General features: G+C 69.3%; 16 protein-coding genes and 1 pseudogene. 3 read left to right on the forward strand and 14 right to left on the reverse strand.

All coding sequences use genetic code 11. The annotated features are described in order from the left end of the window. The 6 genes and pseudogenes from ACYVIP_RS28235 to ACYVIP_RS28260 form a co-directional block, all read right to left on the reverse strand. Positions 1-388 (reverse strand): annotated as a pseudogene (locus ACYVIP_RS28235) (hypothetical protein); the annotation flags it as partial. 48 nt (positions 389-436) lie between these two features. Continuing rightward, the gene (locus ACYVIP_RS28240; RefSeq protein WP_460401677.1) at positions 437-1,627 is read right to left on the reverse strand and encodes an AAA family ATPase; all 1,191 of its coding nucleotides are present in this window, start codon (positions 1,625-1,627) and stop codon (positions 437-439) included. 959 nt (positions 1,628-2,586) lie between these two features. Beyond that, on the reverse strand, positions 2,587-5,586 hold the full coding sequence (locus ACYVIP_RS28245; protein WP_460401679.1) for a BTAD domain-containing putative transcriptional regulator: 3,000 nt from the start codon (positions 5,584-5,586) through the stop codon (positions 2,587-2,589). 73 nt (positions 5,587-5,659) lie between these two features. Beyond that, on the reverse strand, positions 5,660-6,088 hold the full coding sequence (locus ACYVIP_RS28250) for a hypothetical protein (RefSeq protein WP_460401681.1): 429 nt from the start codon (positions 6,086-6,088) through the stop codon (positions 5,660-5,662). Positions 6,089-6,139: 51 nt separating this feature from the next. Next, the gene (locus tag ACYVIP_RS28255) at positions 6,140-6,559 is read right to left on the reverse strand and encodes a hypothetical protein (RefSeq protein WP_460401683.1); all 420 of its coding nucleotides are present in this window, start codon (positions 6,557-6,559) and stop codon (positions 6,140-6,142) included. 62 nt (positions 6,560-6,621) lie between these two features. Next, positions 6,622-7,461 carry a hypothetical protein gene (locus tag ACYVIP_RS28260; RefSeq protein ID WP_460401685.1) on the reverse strand — a complete coding sequence of 280 codons (840 nt, stop codon included), beginning with the start codon at positions 7,459-7,461 and terminating at the stop codon, positions 6,622-6,624. Between the two features lie 290 nt (positions 7,462-7,751). On the opposite strand from ACYVIP_RS28260, the gene ACYVIP_RS28265 reads away from it, so the two are divergent. The 3 genes from ACYVIP_RS28265 (at position 7,752) to ACYVIP_RS28275 (ending at position 9,956) form a co-directional block, all read left to right on the forward strand. Beyond that, positions 7,752-7,901, forward strand: coding sequence for a hypothetical protein (locus tag ACYVIP_RS28265; RefSeq protein WP_460401707.1), 150 nt, complete (start codon positions 7,752-7,754; stop codon positions 7,899-7,901). Between the two features lie 4 nt (positions 7,902-7,905). After that, complete coding sequence (locus ACYVIP_RS28270) at positions 7,906-8,235, forward strand: helix-turn-helix domain-containing protein (protein ID WP_460401687.1); 330 nt, start codon at positions 7,906-7,908, stop codon at positions 8,233-8,235. Positions 8,236-8,540: 305 nt separating this feature from the next. Continuing rightward, positions 8,541-9,956, forward strand: coding sequence for a hypothetical protein (locus tag ACYVIP_RS28275; RefSeq protein ID WP_460401689.1), 1,416 nt, complete (start codon positions 8,541-8,543; stop codon positions 9,954-9,956). Between the two features lie 43 nt (positions 9,957-9,999). Here the strand turns inward: ACYVIP_RS28275 and ACYVIP_RS28280 are convergent, their stop codons facing one another. The 8 genes from ACYVIP_RS28280 to ACYVIP_RS28315 all read right to left on the reverse strand — a co-directional run. After that, positions 10,000-10,554, reverse strand: coding sequence for a TadE/TadG family type IV pilus assembly protein (locus ACYVIP_RS28280; protein ID WP_460401691.1), 555 nt, complete (start codon positions 10,552-10,554; stop codon positions 10,000-10,002). Positions 10,555-10,559: 5 nt separating this feature from the next. Beyond that, entirely contained in the window at positions 10,560-10,922 is a 363-nt protein-coding gene (locus ACYVIP_RS28285; protein WP_460401693.1) for a TadE/TadG family type IV pilus assembly protein, read from the reverse strand. Continuing rightward, entirely contained in the window at positions 10,919-11,170 is a 252-nt protein-coding gene (locus ACYVIP_RS28290) for a hypothetical protein (RefSeq protein WP_460401695.1), read from the reverse strand. The genes ACYVIP_RS28285 and ACYVIP_RS28290 overlap by 4 nt, the downstream gene beginning before the upstream one ends. A 45-nt stretch (positions 11,171-11,215) precedes the next feature. Then, a complete protein-coding gene (locus ACYVIP_RS28295; RefSeq protein ID WP_460401697.1) occupies positions 11,216-12,136 on the reverse strand; it encodes a type II secretion system F family protein in 921 nt (306 codons plus the stop codon). 11 nt (positions 12,137-12,147) lie between these two features. Further along, the gene (locus ACYVIP_RS28300) at positions 12,148-12,405 is read right to left on the reverse strand and encodes a type II secretion system F family protein (RefSeq protein WP_460401699.1); all 258 of its coding nucleotides are present in this window, start codon (positions 12,403-12,405) and stop codon (positions 12,148-12,150) included. Between the two features lie 594 nt (positions 12,406-12,999). Next, positions 13,000-14,352, reverse strand: coding sequence for a CpaF family protein (locus ACYVIP_RS28305; RefSeq protein ID WP_460401701.1), 1,353 nt, complete (start codon positions 14,350-14,352; stop codon positions 13,000-13,002). After that, complete coding sequence (locus ACYVIP_RS28310; protein ID WP_460401703.1) at positions 14,349-15,137, reverse strand: chromosome partitioning protein; 789 nt, start codon at positions 15,135-15,137, stop codon at positions 14,349-14,351. Before ACYVIP_RS28310 ends, ACYVIP_RS28305 begins: the two co-directional genes overlap by 4 nt. Positions 15,138-15,175: 38 nt before the next feature. After that, positions 15,176-15,680: hypothetical protein (locus ACYVIP_RS28315; protein ID WP_460401705.1), on the reverse strand; the 505-nt coding region annotated here is incomplete at its 5' end.

Below are 15,680 nucleotides of genomic sequence, written 5' to 3' on the forward strand. Positions count from 1 at the left end.
GTTCTTCCAGCAGCATGGCGGCGGCGACCACGCCGGGCGGGGCGTCGTCGGGGGGTTCCCACACGGTGTGTTTCGCGTGGCCGCATTCGTGGGTCAGGGCACCCCACGCCGGGGCGTAGCGGGGGCGGTCGGACAGGTTCGCGGGGTCCACGGTGGCGGGGTCCACGCCGAGGTGGTCGCCGTTGACCTCGATCAACGCGCGGGCGGGGTAGAAACACGCCGGGGCACCTCCTCCCGCACCGGGGGCGACGGTGACCAGCAGGTCGTCGCGGTCAGCGATCACGGGGACCTCGTCGGCGAAGGCGGCGGACAGGGTCAGCCATTCCGGGCGGGCGGGGAACACGGCGGCGCCGGTGGCGTTCGGGTCGGTGGCGAAGTGGAGGCTCACGGTCACGGTCCTTTCGCGACGGTCGTGGTTGTCTGTTGGGTTGGGGTGTCAGGGTGTGGTGGTGATGCGGGCACCGAGGGCCAGCGGGGCGACGGTGCGCCCGAAGGCGTCGCGCACCACGGCGGCGACGGTGGCGCGGTCCTCTTCCGGGGCGATACCCACGAGGTTCCCGGCGGCGGCATCGGTACCCAACACGGCGGCGATCTTCTTGAACGCCAGCAGTTCCCGCAGTTGCGGCGCCCACCCGACCTCGCCCTTCTCCTGGCGGGTGGCGAGGTTGCGCGCGACGCGTACCGCCTTCATGTCCACGCCCAACTGGTCGGCGAGGTCGTAGTCGCTGGACACCTGAACCTGCACGGAGAACCGGGACGACAGGGCGTCGGTGAGCACCGCCCCGTGCACGCCGGGGTTGTGTCCGGCGACCACGTAGAACCCCGGGGCGGCGTTCACGACCTCTCCACCGTTGGCCTTGATCACGATCTGGCGGCGGCCGTCCATCGCGGGGTAGACCACCGCCAACACCGTGGGCGGGATCAGGGTCGCGTCGTCGATGAACAGCGGCACCCCGGCGCGCATCGCGCGGACCAGCGGGCCATGCACGAACACGAACTCGCCGTCCGGGGTCTTGGTGTAGTCGCCCACGAAATCAGCGACCACGGTGTCCCCGTCGCCCTGAACCGTGAGACAGTCCGGGAACGCCGCCTCCACCACCGAGGTCTTGCCCGTGCCGGGCGGCCCGTACAGCAGCGCGGCGACCCCGGCGTCCCGCAACCGCCGCAGCGCGGTCACGTCCGGCATCCCCGACAACAACCGGGGGTGGTAGTCCATCCCGTTCGGCCGTTTCACCGGCCCGGTCACCGGCACCGCCGAACCGGCGGCCGTGCCCGCCCCGCCCGTCCTGCCCGGCTTGACCGTCCTGCGGGTGGCGCCCGTGCCGGAGGGGGCGGGGGTGATCGTGGGCGCGGCGGCGGACGCCGTGGCCGTGGTCGCGCGGTAGGCCAGCGGTGTCCTCGAGGCGACCTCCGCCTCCCCCCGGTCCACCAACACCTTGCAGGCGTTGCCCACCGCCCCCGACGACCGGTTCAACATGTTCGCGATGCGGCCCGGGGTGAGGTCGCGGCCCGCCTTGTCGGCGAGGACCTTGGCGACCATCGCGCGCAGCTCACCGCTGCGCAGTCGAGGAACCGACACACCCACCGGAGTGATCGGGGTGGCGGGAGGTTGGGTGGGCGTGGTCATCGCGGGCATTCCCTTCGGACGGCGGTAAAGATTTTCGACATGGCTCGCGCCGGGCGTGGCATTCGGTGTGATTTCCGGACTCCCCGGGCGACAATTCAATTATGACTCTTCCCCCATACGCCACGCAATATATCCAACAGCCATTTCGCGACTCTTTCGAGTGAATGCCCGCAGTCATTTCCGCAACCACAGGTCGACGGGCACTCACACCTTTCCGATCGCCTCGCACCGGGATCTCCGCAGGTCAGCGACACCGAAAGGTCGAAGTCGGGAGTCGGCGACCTCTCGACAATCAAATGCAAGAAATGATTCGAGAGCTTTGTAAAGAATAGGAGAGGGAGAACTGGCGGAAACAATGGAAAGGGAGCAGTCGCGGATCCGACAGGGTCGACAGCCGACCGCCGGCCGCCCCGATGTGTTCACCAGCTTGTGGCCAAGCGAGTCTGGGATACCAGCGGATCCCCCTACAGGCCGCCTGACCTGCGCCGTCGCTGACCGCAGGGGGTGGAGTTCTAACAGGATCCCCCACCTGATCCCCGAGGTGATCCTCCACATGAACCCCCAACGGAGGTGACCGTGTGCGCAGTCGATCTCCAGCGCGGCCACGAAGGGTGACATTTCGCGAGGTGTAGGCACCGCGGTCACCTTCGGCCTTGGCGTAGCACGGTGGCTCGACGCTCCTCGCCAGACAGGCGGACACCGATCATCCCCATAGCGCATCGGGACGGCCCTGCGCCCGGTAGGTACTCTTTTCATGAAGTCTTGGTATTCCATCGACGAGAACTGCACTGAAAACGTGCTATCTGCGCACGGTAGCATTCTGATGCACCCACGGAAACCGATACCCGGGCGCGGGTTTGTCGCTCGTCGAAGTCGGGATAAGTCTTTTACTCCGGAGGTCACCGCCTGCTCGTTGGCGTCGACTGTCGTTCGGGTGTTGACGCTGACGGAGCCTTCTATCAAGTGGGCTTGTGCGTGCCTGGAATTGCTCTCGCTCGGCTGAGCTCGCGGTCGACTTGCACTGGCTCGTCGGGGGTGTCGTGGCGGCGGCGTAGCCGGTCGGCGAGGTAGATGGCTTGTTGGGTCGGGTGGTCGTCGATTTCGGCTAGTCGGGTGGTCAGCAGGGTCAGGGTGCGGGGGATGGCGTCGAGTTGTCCGAGTCGTTCTTGCACGCGCATGATGTCGCGGTAGATCAGCTCGTTGTGTGGGTCGAACGCCCGCGCGATCTCCAGCAGGTCAAGGGTGTGCTGGGGGTCGTGCTCGATCATGGTGCGGGCGAGGGCGGCGACGGCGTCGATGGCGTCGCGGCGGATGGCCTCGCGGGCGGTTTCGAGCCACTCGGTACTCAGCCCGTCAGCCAGGGGCCCGGTGTAGCTGTCGACGATGTGCCGGTAGGCCTCGGTTCGGTCGAGGTCGGTGGCGGCCGTGCGGCGGGCGGCAACAGCGGCGGCGAAGTGGTGGTAGTCGACGTCGACCAGGTCGGGGTTCAAGCGGTAGCGGCCTCCGTCGACCAGGACCACGTCCGACAGGGCGTTCTCGGTCGCGGCGGCCATGGCGCGGCGTAGGCGGCTGAGGCTGGTGTTCAGCGCGTTGGTCGTTTTCTCCGGTGGGCTGGTGGCCCACAGGGCGGCGATGAGCGCTTCGCGGGTGGCGCCGTCGGGGTGCAGGGCCAGGAACACCAGCAGTTCGCGCAGGCGTGGCTGGAACGCCGCGGTGATCTCACGGTCGGCGGCCTCGCCGCCGACCAACGCCGGCGCGGTGCGCCACCACACTCGCGGCGGCCCGAGCACGGTGACTCGCAACGGCACGAACGACGCCACCTCAGCGTCAGCGGCGCCGTGCGAGTCCTCCCCCACTGGCCGACTGATCGCGGTGGCGCCATGCTTCTGGTCGTTCTCGTCGGTCTGAACGGCCTGTTCCTTCGGCGTACCGGCAGGTCGTGCTGGGCGCATCCGGGAACCGGGCGACCTCGCGGGCGCGGATCCGAGAATCTCCAGATCCGTGTCGGTGACCGGCTCCTCGGTCCAACCCTCTTCCGCTATCGTCGCGCGGCCAGGGGTGGTACCGGCAAAGTCGGCGATGGGAGAACGCGCCACGAGAGCCGGCGACAGCTCGTCTCCACCGGTGTCTGCGGGCTTGGATCTGTTGTCTGGGTCGGCGTGCCGCAGCAGGGCCAGGAGGTCGGCGGTGTGGTCGTCGCCCAGCCGGAACATGTGCGTGCCGCGCAATGGTTCGCCGAGGCCGGGGTTGGTGGTGGAGATGGTGCCGTCGTCGCGGACGTAGGCGGTCACACCGGGGTTCCATTGGCCCAGAAGCAGTCCGGTCACGCCGATGGTCGATCCGTTGTCCAGTACCGCCTGCAACCGCCTGGTCTGGTGGCCGGGTGTTCGGGCCACCAGTACGAGAGGTCCCCATAGTTGGCCGGTGGGTGGGGGTTGACCGACGCGCACCAGGGTCTCGGACTCCAGCATGTCCAAGGCGGCGTCGAGACCGGCGGCCACACGCAGACCCACGGGGAACGGTGCTTGGGCCGCGCGCCGGCCGAGCAGCGCGGCGACGTCCTCCGCCGGCACGATCACCGTACCCGGCACCCCGGTGTGCAGAACGGTGACGAGCAGCGCGCGGACCGCGGCGGGGGCCCCCACGCCGAGCAAACCCAAACCGTGCGCGGCTGCCAGATCCACGGCGATCACACGGTCGTCCCGCACGCCGACCGGCAAGACCGGCGCTGGGTCCAGCGCATTGCCGTGACGGCCGAGCACGACCGGTGGTGCCGATGCGCGTGGCTGTCCCTCGTCCGGCTGGTCGCGGTCCAGTTCGTCGTCGGTATCAGGGTCGTTCTGCTGTGCGCGCAGGTGGGCCAGCCGCAGTTGGTAGACCGCTGGGGCGATGGGCAGGTCGCTGCGGTCGCCGCTGCCTGGCCGATAGTGGCGGCGGTTGCGGCGGCGAACCACCGCCAGTGCGGTGCTGACCGCCGCGGCCAGACCAAGGCCGACGAACAGCTCCTCGCCCAAACGAACCGCTGGCGTGTGGGGCGCGTGGGTGCTCGGCGGCGTCTGGGGTGCCGGCGGCGGCTGAGGGGCTTCGGTGGTGGCGGGTGGCTGCGTCGCGGATGGTGCGGGGGTCGTCGTGCTGCTGGGTGGCGGCTCGGGCGGAGGAGGCGGAGTCACGGGCGGGGAACCGGGTGCGGTGGGTGGTGTGGTGCCGACGGTGCTGTTGTCGGGCAGGATCATCTCCTCGCCGGGGAAGATCAGGTCGGGGTGGGTGAAGGTGCCGCCGTTGGGTTGAGGTTTGCCCTGGTTGAGTGCGTAGATTTCCGGCCAGCGGTGGCCGTCGCCCAGGGCGCGTTCGGACATTCGCCACAGCGAGTCGTGCACGCCGGTGTCGGGGTCGTACGGAAGGACTACGGCGGACTTCGCGCGGCCGGCATGCTCGACCGCGACGGCGGGTACCCGTTGGTGATACGGCGTGCTGTACGCGGGTTGGTGCACCCCAGCGAATGTGTCCTCTTCGGACGTTGGGCGCCACGCGGGTGCCGCGGCCACCGCCTCGCCCGCGCCGGATCCCGCGGCGGTGGAGGTCACCGAGGACAAGGCCGTGCGTTGACCGAGGATCGAGATCAGGACCGAGCCGACGAGCACGGCCGCGATCCGGTGCACCGGTCCGGCCGCCGACAGATCCGGCATCCGCGCGTCACGTGCGATCTCGATCGCGCAGCGGGCGACGTCGCGGATCACGAACACCCACACGACCCAGATGAGGCAGGCGAGCACGTCCAGCAGGAAAGTCGTGGTCATCGGGCCGAGCAACACACCGTGGATCTCAGCCCAGGAGGGCAAGTGGTCCGGCAGCGGCCACCCGACAAATCTCGCCAACGCCCACGGCAACACCACCACCAACGCGACCAGACCCGCGGCCGCCAGCACACCGCGCACCAACCTCGCGACAAGCCCGACCACCCGCCCGGCGCCCCGCCACACCCGAGCTCGTGCTCGCAGCCGGCGAAGCGACGTTCGACGGGAGCGCACGAGGTCAACTCGTCTGGGCGACGGGACGCTCGGGGGCGCCTGCCCCGGCAGAAGTCAGGCTCACGCGCGAGTCGGCCCCCCGCTCGGACACTGAGGGCTTTGGTCCCGGTGTGCGGCGCGTGTCTCCCTGCTCTGCGGAGGCGGTTGTGGTCTTCCGTCGCCTGCCGCCGCGGGTGGCTTTACGGCCCGCGAGCCATCCGGAGAGATCGGAGGGCTTGAGGTCGGTGAAACCCGCCAACTCGTCGACATCGATGACGTCCTGAGCATCGACCAGAATGTCTCCGAGTTCGCGCTCCACCGCAGCGAGCTGGTCGACGATCACGGCCCGACGTCGGGCGAGCTCACCGACGCGCTGCGCGGCGGCTGCCCTCCGGGCACTTCGAGTCGTGTCGGCCTCTTCGACGCGCTGACGGATCTCCTCCGACGTAGCCATGTGCTTTCCCCTTCCTTGCGGTGCCGTGGTCACAACGAACCAACGGTCTGATCATGGGTCGATCGCGGTCACCCCGCGCCGCGGATACGCACTGCCCCGGCCACGCACCTGGAGCGGACCGATGCCGACCAGTCCGAGCAGTTGGGTGGTGTGGGATGCGGTGACGGTGACCGTGACGGTGTCGTTGGAGACGGTCACGGTGCCGGTGGCGTCCTCGGTGGCCAGGTGTGCCTGGGCGTTGGTGATCGCTTGCGCGTGCGCCAGCTGCACGGTGCCGGTGGTGCGGTAGGCGGTGAGGTCGATGGCTTGGGCTCCTGCTCGCGCGGCGGCCTCGGCCTGGCCGGTGGCCCGTACTTTCGCTGCCAGTGCGAGGCCGCCGTCCAGGGCGAGGCCCGCCAGGGCGAGGATGCCCGCGGTGAACACGACCACGAACGCCGACGCCCCGCCCTCGTCGCCACGCCACCACCGCACCCGGGTCGACCTCCACGACGTCCAGCGACTCGGCACGCGACCTGGTCGGTTGGGGAGGCGGTTCATTCGTCGCTCCTGGTGGCCCCTGTTGTTTGACATGCCTCGAGTTCCTTGCGGGTGATGTGCGGTGTGTTGGTCCAGGTGAGGAGGTGGGGTCGGGTTTCGGTGTCGATGCCAGACGGTTGACGTTTGGTCGGGATTCCTGAATGATTCACTTGATTCCCGACATGATCATTAGTTCGATGAACCGGAGTGCGAACGTGGAGCTGGCAGTCGTTCGCACGATCCGGTCGCCTCGGCAGCTGACGACGGCTCAGGAGTTCGAGGACTTCGAGCAGGAGTTGGTCGACCAGTACGCGCTGGCGATGGCCGCCAGCGGCATCACCGATGGTCACGTGTCGAACCAGCGGGCGGCGCTGTTCGAGTTCATCCAGTTCCTGGCGCGTCCGGTGTGGACGGCTGAGTCGGCGGACGCGGATGGTTATCTGTTGTGGTTGCGCGGCAACCAGAAGCAGGCGTTGAACACCGTTTTCAGCAAGTCGACCGCGCTGCGCCAGTTCTTCGAGTTTCTGATCGCCCGTCACCAGGGCGACATCCACGCCTTGACCGGCTGCGTGGTTAGCCAGCCGATCGATGAGTTCAACCGGCCGAGCAAGCCGCATGCCGAGATCCCGCGTGTGCCTCCCGCCGAGTTGGAGGTCGACGTCCTGTTCGCCGGGTGGCGCGACGCGCTGCCGCACACCCGGAAGTACCTGCCCGCTGCACGGGACTATCTGGCCGCGTCGTTGTGGCGGCGAGCCGGTCTGCGGATCAGCGAGACCGTCGCGCTGGACATTCGCGACTGGCGACCGGATCTCGGCGAGATGGGCAAACTGCACGTCCGGTTCGGCAAGGGCAGCCACGGGCGCGGGCCGAAGACTCGGCTGGTGCCCGCGATCAACGCCGTCAATGACCTGCTGACGTGGTGGCTGACCGATGTGCGCCATCAGTTCGGCGACGACTGGGCCGACCCGGACGCGCCTCTGCTGCCCAGCGAACGACGTGACCGGCAGAGCGGCCGGTGCGGGCGGGCGCCAACGCGCTGCGCACCGGACTGGCCGACGCAGTCGATCGGTGGCTGCCCTCCTGGCGAGGACAACTCACGCCGCACGGGCTGCGGCACTTCTGCGCCTCGTCGCTGTATGCCCGCGGCGTGGACCTCAAGGCCATCCAAGAGTTGCTGGGGCACTCGTGGTTGTCGACGACGACCCGCTACATCCACGTACACGCCGATCACATCGAACGGGCCTGGACACAGGCCAACGATCGTGTCGCGGCCCGACTGACCGGAAACGGAGGCTAGGTCGATGCAGTGGAACCTGCGGCTCAAGGCCGCCGAACGGGGGATTTGGAAGTCCACCGAGATGCGCCGCCGGCTCGCTGAGTACGGCCTAGACATCAGCGCTGGGAAGATGTCCGCGCTGTGGACGACCACGCCGACGACGATCCGATTGGACGACTTGGACGTGATCTGCGCGGTGTTGGACTGCTCACCGGCCGAGCTGCTGATCCGTGAGCCCGAGCAGGTCCAGGCCCGCCGCGAATCGACCGCGCGCGCGGCCGGAGACCGCCAGCAGCCACCGTCCCCTGCTGTCACACCTCGGTTAGGGCGCAACCGTTCCACCCCACCAGCGTGACGCCCAAGCGCCCCGGCGCGATCACCCACCGGCAGGCACTCTGCTCGGTCTGCACCGACCGGCCCGTCGCGATGCGCGGCGTCAAGTTCTGCTTCGCCTGCTGGCCCGGCGGGCCGGTCGTCGCACCGCCCTGTCTGCGGTGCGGCGCCACCACCGACTACTACACCAGCGGTATCTGCCACCGGTGCCATCCTGACGGCACTCCTGGCGTCGACTCCTGCCGGGAATGCTTCGCCTGGGGAGCCACCCGCACCCATCAATGGTTGTGCCGCGGCTGCAACACCTTCCGCCGCCACAACCCGATCGTGGCCGCCTGCCCGATCTGCGACCGGCACCTGAGTCTGGGCAAGTGGGGTGTGTGCCGGCTCTGCTACAAACAGGCTGACTTCATGCGGGAACCTGACGGCAAGCTCGATCCGGTCGCAGCCAACCGGAACGGCCAGCAGCTGTTCTTCGCAGACATGTTCTTCCGCAAGGGAACCCGCCGCCCCACCATCGGGTCCACTGTGGATCAATCGATTGTCGCCATGCCGCCACGCAATCAACTCGTGTTGTTCCAAGCCAAACGCGACCTCGCCGCGCATGGCCGCGCCGGACTGCACGAGCGCGCCGATCCCGTGCTCGCGACCCAGTTTGAGCAACGCGTCGAGGCCATGGCCGCCGACCTCGCGTGGAGTTCCCGCCAGGTCAAGGACACCTGTTTCGGCATCCGCATCGTCCTGGGAATTCGTGATGACGACGGGCCGGTCAAGGCCAGCACCGTCGAACTCTTGCGGGACATCGACCTGCCGGTCTGGACCGTGCTCCGCGTTCTCGCCGAGGCCGAATTGCTCGAGGACGACCGAGGTTCGACCTTCGACACCTGGGTCAACCAGCAACTCGATGAACTGCCCGAGCCGATGGCCGCCGAGGTGAACATCTGGTTCCAGGTCATGAAGGAGGGCAGCCCCACCCCACCACGACGCCGGCCCCGCTCCGAGATCACCATCGGCCTGCACCTGCGCTGGGCACTGCCCATCCTGCGCGCCTGGGCTGCCGCAGGCCACACCAGCCTGCGCGAGATCACCAAGGACCACGTCCTGGACGCACTGCCACCCTCCGGAGACGTCCGCGCGCGAGCAGGTCAGGGCCTGAAATCCATCTGCCGACTGCTCAAAGCCCGCCGGGTGCTCTTCACCGACCCCACCTCCCGCGTGAAGACCGGGCACCACCAGTCCCGCGAGCCGCTGCCGGTCAACCTCGACCTGCTGCGCGCGGCCCTGCACTCCGACAACCCGGCCCAGACCATGGTCGCCGCATTGATCGCCTTCCACGGACTGCGCGTCGGGCAACTGCAACGCTTGCACCTCACCGACATCCGCGACGGCAGACTCCACCTCGACGGCCGCGTCATCGTGCTCGCTGAACCCGTTCGCGAACGCCTCAGCCGATACCTCGACCACCGCGCCCACCGCTGGCCCAACACCGTCAACCCTCACCTGTTCCTGCACTTCCGCAGTGCGACCCGCAACGACCCCGTCGGCAAACGCTGGATCTGGCTCACCCTCGGACCGGGACTGTCTCCCACAGCCGTCCGCGAAGACCGCATCCTCGACGAGGCCCACGCCACCCACGGCGACGTCCGCCAGCTGGCCGACCTGTTCGGACTCAGCATCAAAGCCGGCACCCGTTACACCGCAACCGTCGACCATCCTGACCTCGTCCACTCCGAACAGGACTGAGCAACGCACCGGTCCACGAGCACCAGTTCGCGAACCGGAACCATCAACTACCCTCATCGCGCACCACCCCGCTCCAGTTCGAGCCAGGCATGCCTTCAGAATTCCCGAACCTGAGAGATACGGACCGCCAGAGGTCGATCGGTTCAACTGAGGTGGCCGACAGTGTTCTGCTGGTGGGGATGCCGAGGATGAGTGCGTCGCGGAGGTCCAGGTCGCAGGACACGGTGACCGAGACGGTGCCGCCGGGCCGCGGACCGCGGGTGGAGGTGCTCACGGACAGAGACGCGCAGGGCATGTCCGTGGAGGACAGGGTGCTGGTGGCGGTGGACTCGGCGGCGGCGGTCGCGGCGGCCGGGGTGCGTTCGATGCTGGCGGCGCGGGCGGCTTGGTGGGCGGCGTTGTCGATGCGGATGCGGGCGTCCACGCCTCGGTGGATGACCACGCCGACGAACACGAGCAGCATGACGAGCAGCGGCGCGGCGATGGTGATCTCGGCTGCCACGGCGCCGTCGTCGGCGTGCCACCACGCCACCCAACCCCGCAGGCCGGGTTTCGGCCCGCGGCCGTCGCGCTGCCCGGGCAGTGCAGTGGTGGGCATCGTTGTCACCTGCCGGCCAGGTCGGGGACGAACCGTTCCACTGACCCGGTTACGGTGCTGTGGACGGGAATCCGCACGAACGGGAGCACGGCCGCGGTGATGCCGGTGACCTCGACGGTGGCGCGTTCGGCAGTGCGCACGACGCTGACCCGCGGGTTGGTGAGTGGCCCGTCGCCGAGATCGGCGAGTATCTCGCGGGCGCGGGTGATGCCGTCGGCGGCTGTCGCGGTGTGGACGCGGGTCGCGGCGAGTCCTTGGGTGGCGGCGGCTTTCGCGGTGTTGGTCGCATGCACCCACATCGCGGCCTGGACGATCAGCAGGAGCGTCACCAGCAGCAGGGGCGCAGCGATGACGAGTTCGGTGCTCATCGAGCCACGCTCAGCATCACATAACCCACCCCGACACCCCGGTCGGCTCCGAGGTTGGTGCCGAGGTCGATGTTGTTGGCCGCGCTCTGGACTTTCGCCGCGATGATGCCGATGGCCAGCAGAGCGCCGATCACGAGCAGTGCGGTGGTGAGCACGGTCTCGGAGGTGTAGCCGGCGTCGGGCTCCTCGTTCAGCTTGTGCCAACGGGTTTTCAGCTGGCGGGTGAGCTGGATGATGGGTGTCCACATTGGTCTCCTCCTAGATGTGGGGTCGTGTATTCAGGTCGTGTGGGTTCACAGTCCGTTGAGGATCTGGGTGACGGCGGGGTAGGCGATGAAGGTCAGGAAACCGAGGAACAGCGCCATCATCGGGAGGCTGAGACGTTCGGTGGCGGTGTTCGCTTGGCCTTCGGCGTCGGTGAGTTGATGAGCACGCAGGGCAGCGGCTTTGGCGGTGAGGGACTTGCGGACCTTGGCGCCTTCGGTGCCGGCGAGGGACACCGAGGCGGCGAGTTCGGTGAGTTCGGTGATGTCGAGGTCGCGGCCGAGGTCACCGAGGGTTGACCAGGGTGTGGTGCGGGTGAGTCTGGCGGTGGCGAGCGCGCGGTGAAGGTGGTCGAAGGCCCAGCCCTGGCCGATGGACACCGCCCCGTTCAGGGCGCTGTCCACACCAGCACCGCCGGCCAGGGAGATCACCACAAGGTCGAGGAAGGTGGACAGGGCATGCCGGAACTCCGCCCGCCGCCGCGCCGCGTGCTTTCGGACTCGGAGGTCGGGCAACAGGAACCCGGCCAGGGTGCCGCCGACAGTGAACGCGAGCGGGAGCTGGAGGCCGACCTCGGCGCCCGCCGCGGTGAGGCCGGTGACCACGACGCTGGGGGCGAGGATGCCGCCCAGAGTCCAGAGGACGGTCTCGGTGAGGAAGTCCTCGCGGTCACGGTCGAGGACCGCGAGGTCCCGAACCGTCGCAGGCCTGGGAAGGCCCAGCCGGTGAAGCAACACCGTGGCGGGGCGGGTGAGCCTGGTCAACCACCGCGCGTGGGTGCGCGCCTGGGTGGTTGTGGTGGAGGGCGGGGGTGGTGGTTCGGTGCTTGCGCGCAGCACGGCGTTCAGCGCCGGGCGGGGAGGGACGAGCCAGATGGCGAGTGCCCACAGGCCGGCGCCGAGCCCGGCGCCCAGCCCCAGAACGAGTCCGAAGTCCACCGCGGGGGTCATGGTCGCGGGGTTCATGGTGTGGTGCCCGGTGCGGGGATGAGCAGGCGGGGAGGTTCGGTGAAGGCGGCGATCGTGGTGAGGGCGAGGAACCCGAGGGTGAACAGGCCGCCGACCGCGAGGAGTACGAGTTGGCCGGTGGCGGTGTCGTAGGCGACGAGGTAGTCGCGGTTGAGCACCACGAGCAGGCCGGCGAAGCCCAGGGTGGCGCCGGTGATGATGCGGACGCTGGTGCGGACGCGGGCACGGCTGGCGTCGACTCGCATTCGCATGGTGGCCTGGTCGCGAGCGGTCGCCGCGAGTGAGCCGAGGAGGGTCGGCCAGAGCGCGGGCCTGGTGGGTGGCGGCCAGCAGCAGGGAGGAGATCACCAGGTCCGCGGTGGGGTCGGCGAGGTCGTCGGCCAGCAGCCGCAGGCTGGGTGCGAGGCGGTGGCCGGTTTCCAGCCGGACCGCGAGCGCGGTGATCTCGGTGTGGATCGCGGCCGGAGCCACGGGTGCGCTGGCGAGGATGGCCTGCTCGAGACCGGCCGCGGCGGCGAGGGTGTCGCGCAGCATCTCCGCCCAGGTCGCGATCGCCTCGATACGCGCGACTCGGCGGGCGTGTGCTGTGTTGGAGCCGAGGATGGTGGGCAACGTCCAGACAGCGAAGGTGATCAGACAGGCGCCGACGACCCATCCGGTGAACACTCCCCCGGCGGCGCCGGCGACCACCGCGACGAGTGCCCGCGTTCGGTGCCGCTCGATCACCACACGCGCACTGCGGCACCGACCACGCGACGGCGGTGGTGGGGTGCGCCGCCAGCCACGCAGGACCAGCCACAAGCCGGTGCCGAATCCTGCGCCGAGGAAAGCGAACAACACGGTCGTCATCGACGCCACCGGTCCTCAACGGACTCCAGGAACGCGGGGTCGAGTCCAGAGTCGTTGAGTAGCCGCAGGGTTTCGGTGCGCAACGCACCGGCCACGGGAACAGCGCGGCGGTCGGGTCCTGGGCGGTAGACCTCGTTGGAGATGACCTGATCGCCCTCCGCGCCGACAACCTCCCGAATGGACGAGACGACACGGGTGGTCCCGTCGGTGGCGTGAGCGAGGTGGACGATGAAATGCACCGCGCCACCAACGAGCAGGTTGGTCGCCTCCAACGGAAGGCGGTCGGCTCCCAACGCCGCGTAAGAGGCGAGCCGGGTGAACGCGCTACGGGACGACGAGGCGTGCAGGGTGGCCAGGGAGCCGTCGTTGCCCTGGGACATCGCCAAACACATCGGTACCACCTCGGGGCCGCGGATCTCGCCGACGATCACCCGGTCCGGGCTCATCCGCAACGCCCACCGGACGAGGTCGGCTTGGGTGACCGCGCCCTCGCCTTCGATGTTGGCCTCCCGCGCCTGGAGGGAGACGACGTCGGCGTGGGCGGCGGGATCGCGGTCCAGGCCGAGTTCGCGGGTGTCCTCAATGGTCACCAGGCGTTCCATCGGGTCGATCTCGCTGGCCAACGCCCGCAGCATCGTCGTTTTCCCGATGCTGGTGCCGCCGGTGACGATGATGTTCCGGCGGGCGCGGACCAGAGCGGCGAGAAACGTACGGAGTCCGATGTCGACAGTGCCCAGACCGGCGAGGTCAGCCAAAGTGACGGTGCGGTAGCGGTGCCGGCGGATCGACAACGCCGGCCGACCACCAGCGGTCAGGGCGATCACCGCGAACATCCGCTCCCCACCCGGAAGCTCCACACTCACAGCCGGACTGCCCCGATCGAGACGACGTTCCTCGCTGGAATCGCGAGCGGCGATCGTGCGAACAAGGTCGACCAACGCGGCATCGGAGTCGGCCACGGGCGCGAGCTGGGCTCGGCGGCCGCCGGTGTACTGGACCAGGACCCGGTCGTGACCGTTGATATTGATCGTTTCGATGTCCGGGTCGTCCAGCAACGGCTGCAGCCCGGCCATGCCGAACAGTTCGTTGAGCACCTCGACCACCACCCGCTGCTCAACATCGGGCGCCAGCAGCAGACGGTTCTCCCGCAACTCGCGTTCACTGTGGACGCGGACCGCGTCGTTGAGGATCCGGCGCGCCAACTCCTCCCGCCGCGCCGACGAGACCGGGGGTTCGCCGGCGTGTCGGGCGGCGTCGACCTCGGTCGGCAGCTGACGGGCGAGTTCTTGTCGTAGGTGGGTGCGGAGACGATCACTGGCGGACGTGGGCCGGTGCTGGGCGGTGGTCACGGTCGGTCCTCCAGATCGACGGCGGCGCGCCAGCGGGTGTCGAACCCCATCACGGGCACCGATGTCTCACGCGCCGGCACCAGAGGCGGCGCAGCGGATTGCGAGTGTGCGGTGAGGGACCGGGCCAGACGGTGCGTGACTCGGCCGAGGGCGGAGCGGGTCGGGCCGCGGCGCGGGCCAAGACCACCGCCGCCGAACGCGCGGGCGCCGCGCTGATCCAACGGGATCGTGGCCATGACCGGGATACCGAGCCCGCGGGTAACCTCGGCAGCCGAATAACCAGGACCGACCAGCAGCAGCCCGGGGCGCATTGCCCAGAGGTCGACCTTCTCCAGCCCGGTGGCCAAGCTCATCAGGTCCTCGGTCTGGGGCCGCACGAGCAGCAGCACCCGGTCCGCGTCCCGGGCGATGGACAGCGCCGGGGAAGCGTGGTCGAATCGGCCGCAGTCGGCGATCACGACCCGGTCCGGCGGAGACGCGGCGGCCCGCAGGACCGACACCGCGCCACGGCGGCTGTCGAGCAGGGTGTGGAGCGCGGCCCGGGTGTAGTCCGCCCCCGGCGGAGCCACAACCGTGGGCAGCCCACCAGGCAGGTGCTGGACGTGGGACCACAGCAGGTCCGGTGTCGTGGTTCGGCGGGCCGCGGCCGTGAGACTGACCAGACCCGGCGAGGGCACGAGCCGGAACCGCCCCAGCAGGCTGCCGCCGGACGGGTCGCACTCGACCACGACCGGACGTGCCGGCGCCGGCCAGCGCGCGGCCAACGCGAGAGCCACCGTCGTCACCCCGGGTGAACCCTTCAGCGAGCAGACCGCGATCAACATCACCGATCACCGCCCGCCACCACAACAACCGAAAGCCGCCCGACCGGGACCGCCGCCACGGCCCGCGCGTCGTCCTCGTCCAACTCGACCGACACGACGAGCTGATCGGTGCTGGTGCCGGACGTGACACCGAGAACGACCCCCGTCCACTCGACGCCCGCCGAGTCGCCGGCAGGTTGGTCCGCGATGCCAGTCGGGTCGGCCGACATGACCACGAACACGCTGGCGCCCGCGGTGAGATCGGGCGTGACCTGACCAGGCTGGAGCGCCAACGCCGCGACCGCCCGCCCAGCGGCGGGGACCGGGGCAGCGCCGAGCACGCCTCGAGGAAGCAACACCCCCGCCGGCAAGCTCGCCGCCACCGGCATCCCGATCACCGACGAAACGTCCTCGACGGGGATCGCGTCCACACCGCCCTCGACCGCGATCGCGACCTCACGAAGGTCAGCCCGTTCCAGCACGTGACCGAGCGCGACCGGCCGCGCCAGCATGAGCGCGCCGCGC

Source organism: Actinophytocola sediminis, from assembly GCF_054779715.1.

Coding starts and splice junctions, on each gene's coding strand:
- ACYVIP_RS28280 (WP_460401691.1), bottom strand. CDS start 10,554: ATGCCCACCACTGCACTGCCCGGGCAGCGCGACGGCCGCGGGCCGAAA.
- ACYVIP_RS28285 (WP_460401693.1), bottom strand. CDS start 10,922: ATGAGCACCGAACTCGTCATCGCTGCGCCCCTGCTGCTGGTGACGCTC.
- ACYVIP_RS28270 (WP_460401687.1), top strand. CDS start 7,906: ATGCAGTGGAACCTGCGGCTCAAGGCCGCCGAACGGGGGATTTGGAAG.
- ACYVIP_RS28250 (WP_460401681.1), bottom strand. CDS start 6,088: ATGGCTACGTCGGAGGAGATCCGTCAGCGCGTCGAAGAGGCCGACACG.
- ACYVIP_RS28290 (WP_460401695.1), bottom strand. CDS start 11,170: ATGTGGACACCCATCATCCAGCTCACCCGCCAGCTGAAAACCCGTTGG.
- ACYVIP_RS28300 (WP_460401699.1), bottom strand. CDS start 12,405: ATGCGAATGCGAGTCGACGCCAGCCGTGCCCGCGTCCGCACCAGCGTC.
- ACYVIP_RS28240 (WP_460401677.1), bottom strand. CDS start 1,627: ATGACCACGCCCACCCAACCTCCCGCCACCCCGATCACTCCGGTGGGT.
- ACYVIP_RS28295 (WP_460401697.1), bottom strand. CDS start 12,136: ATGACCCCCGCGGTGGACTTCGGACTCGTTCTGGGGCTGGGCGCCGGG.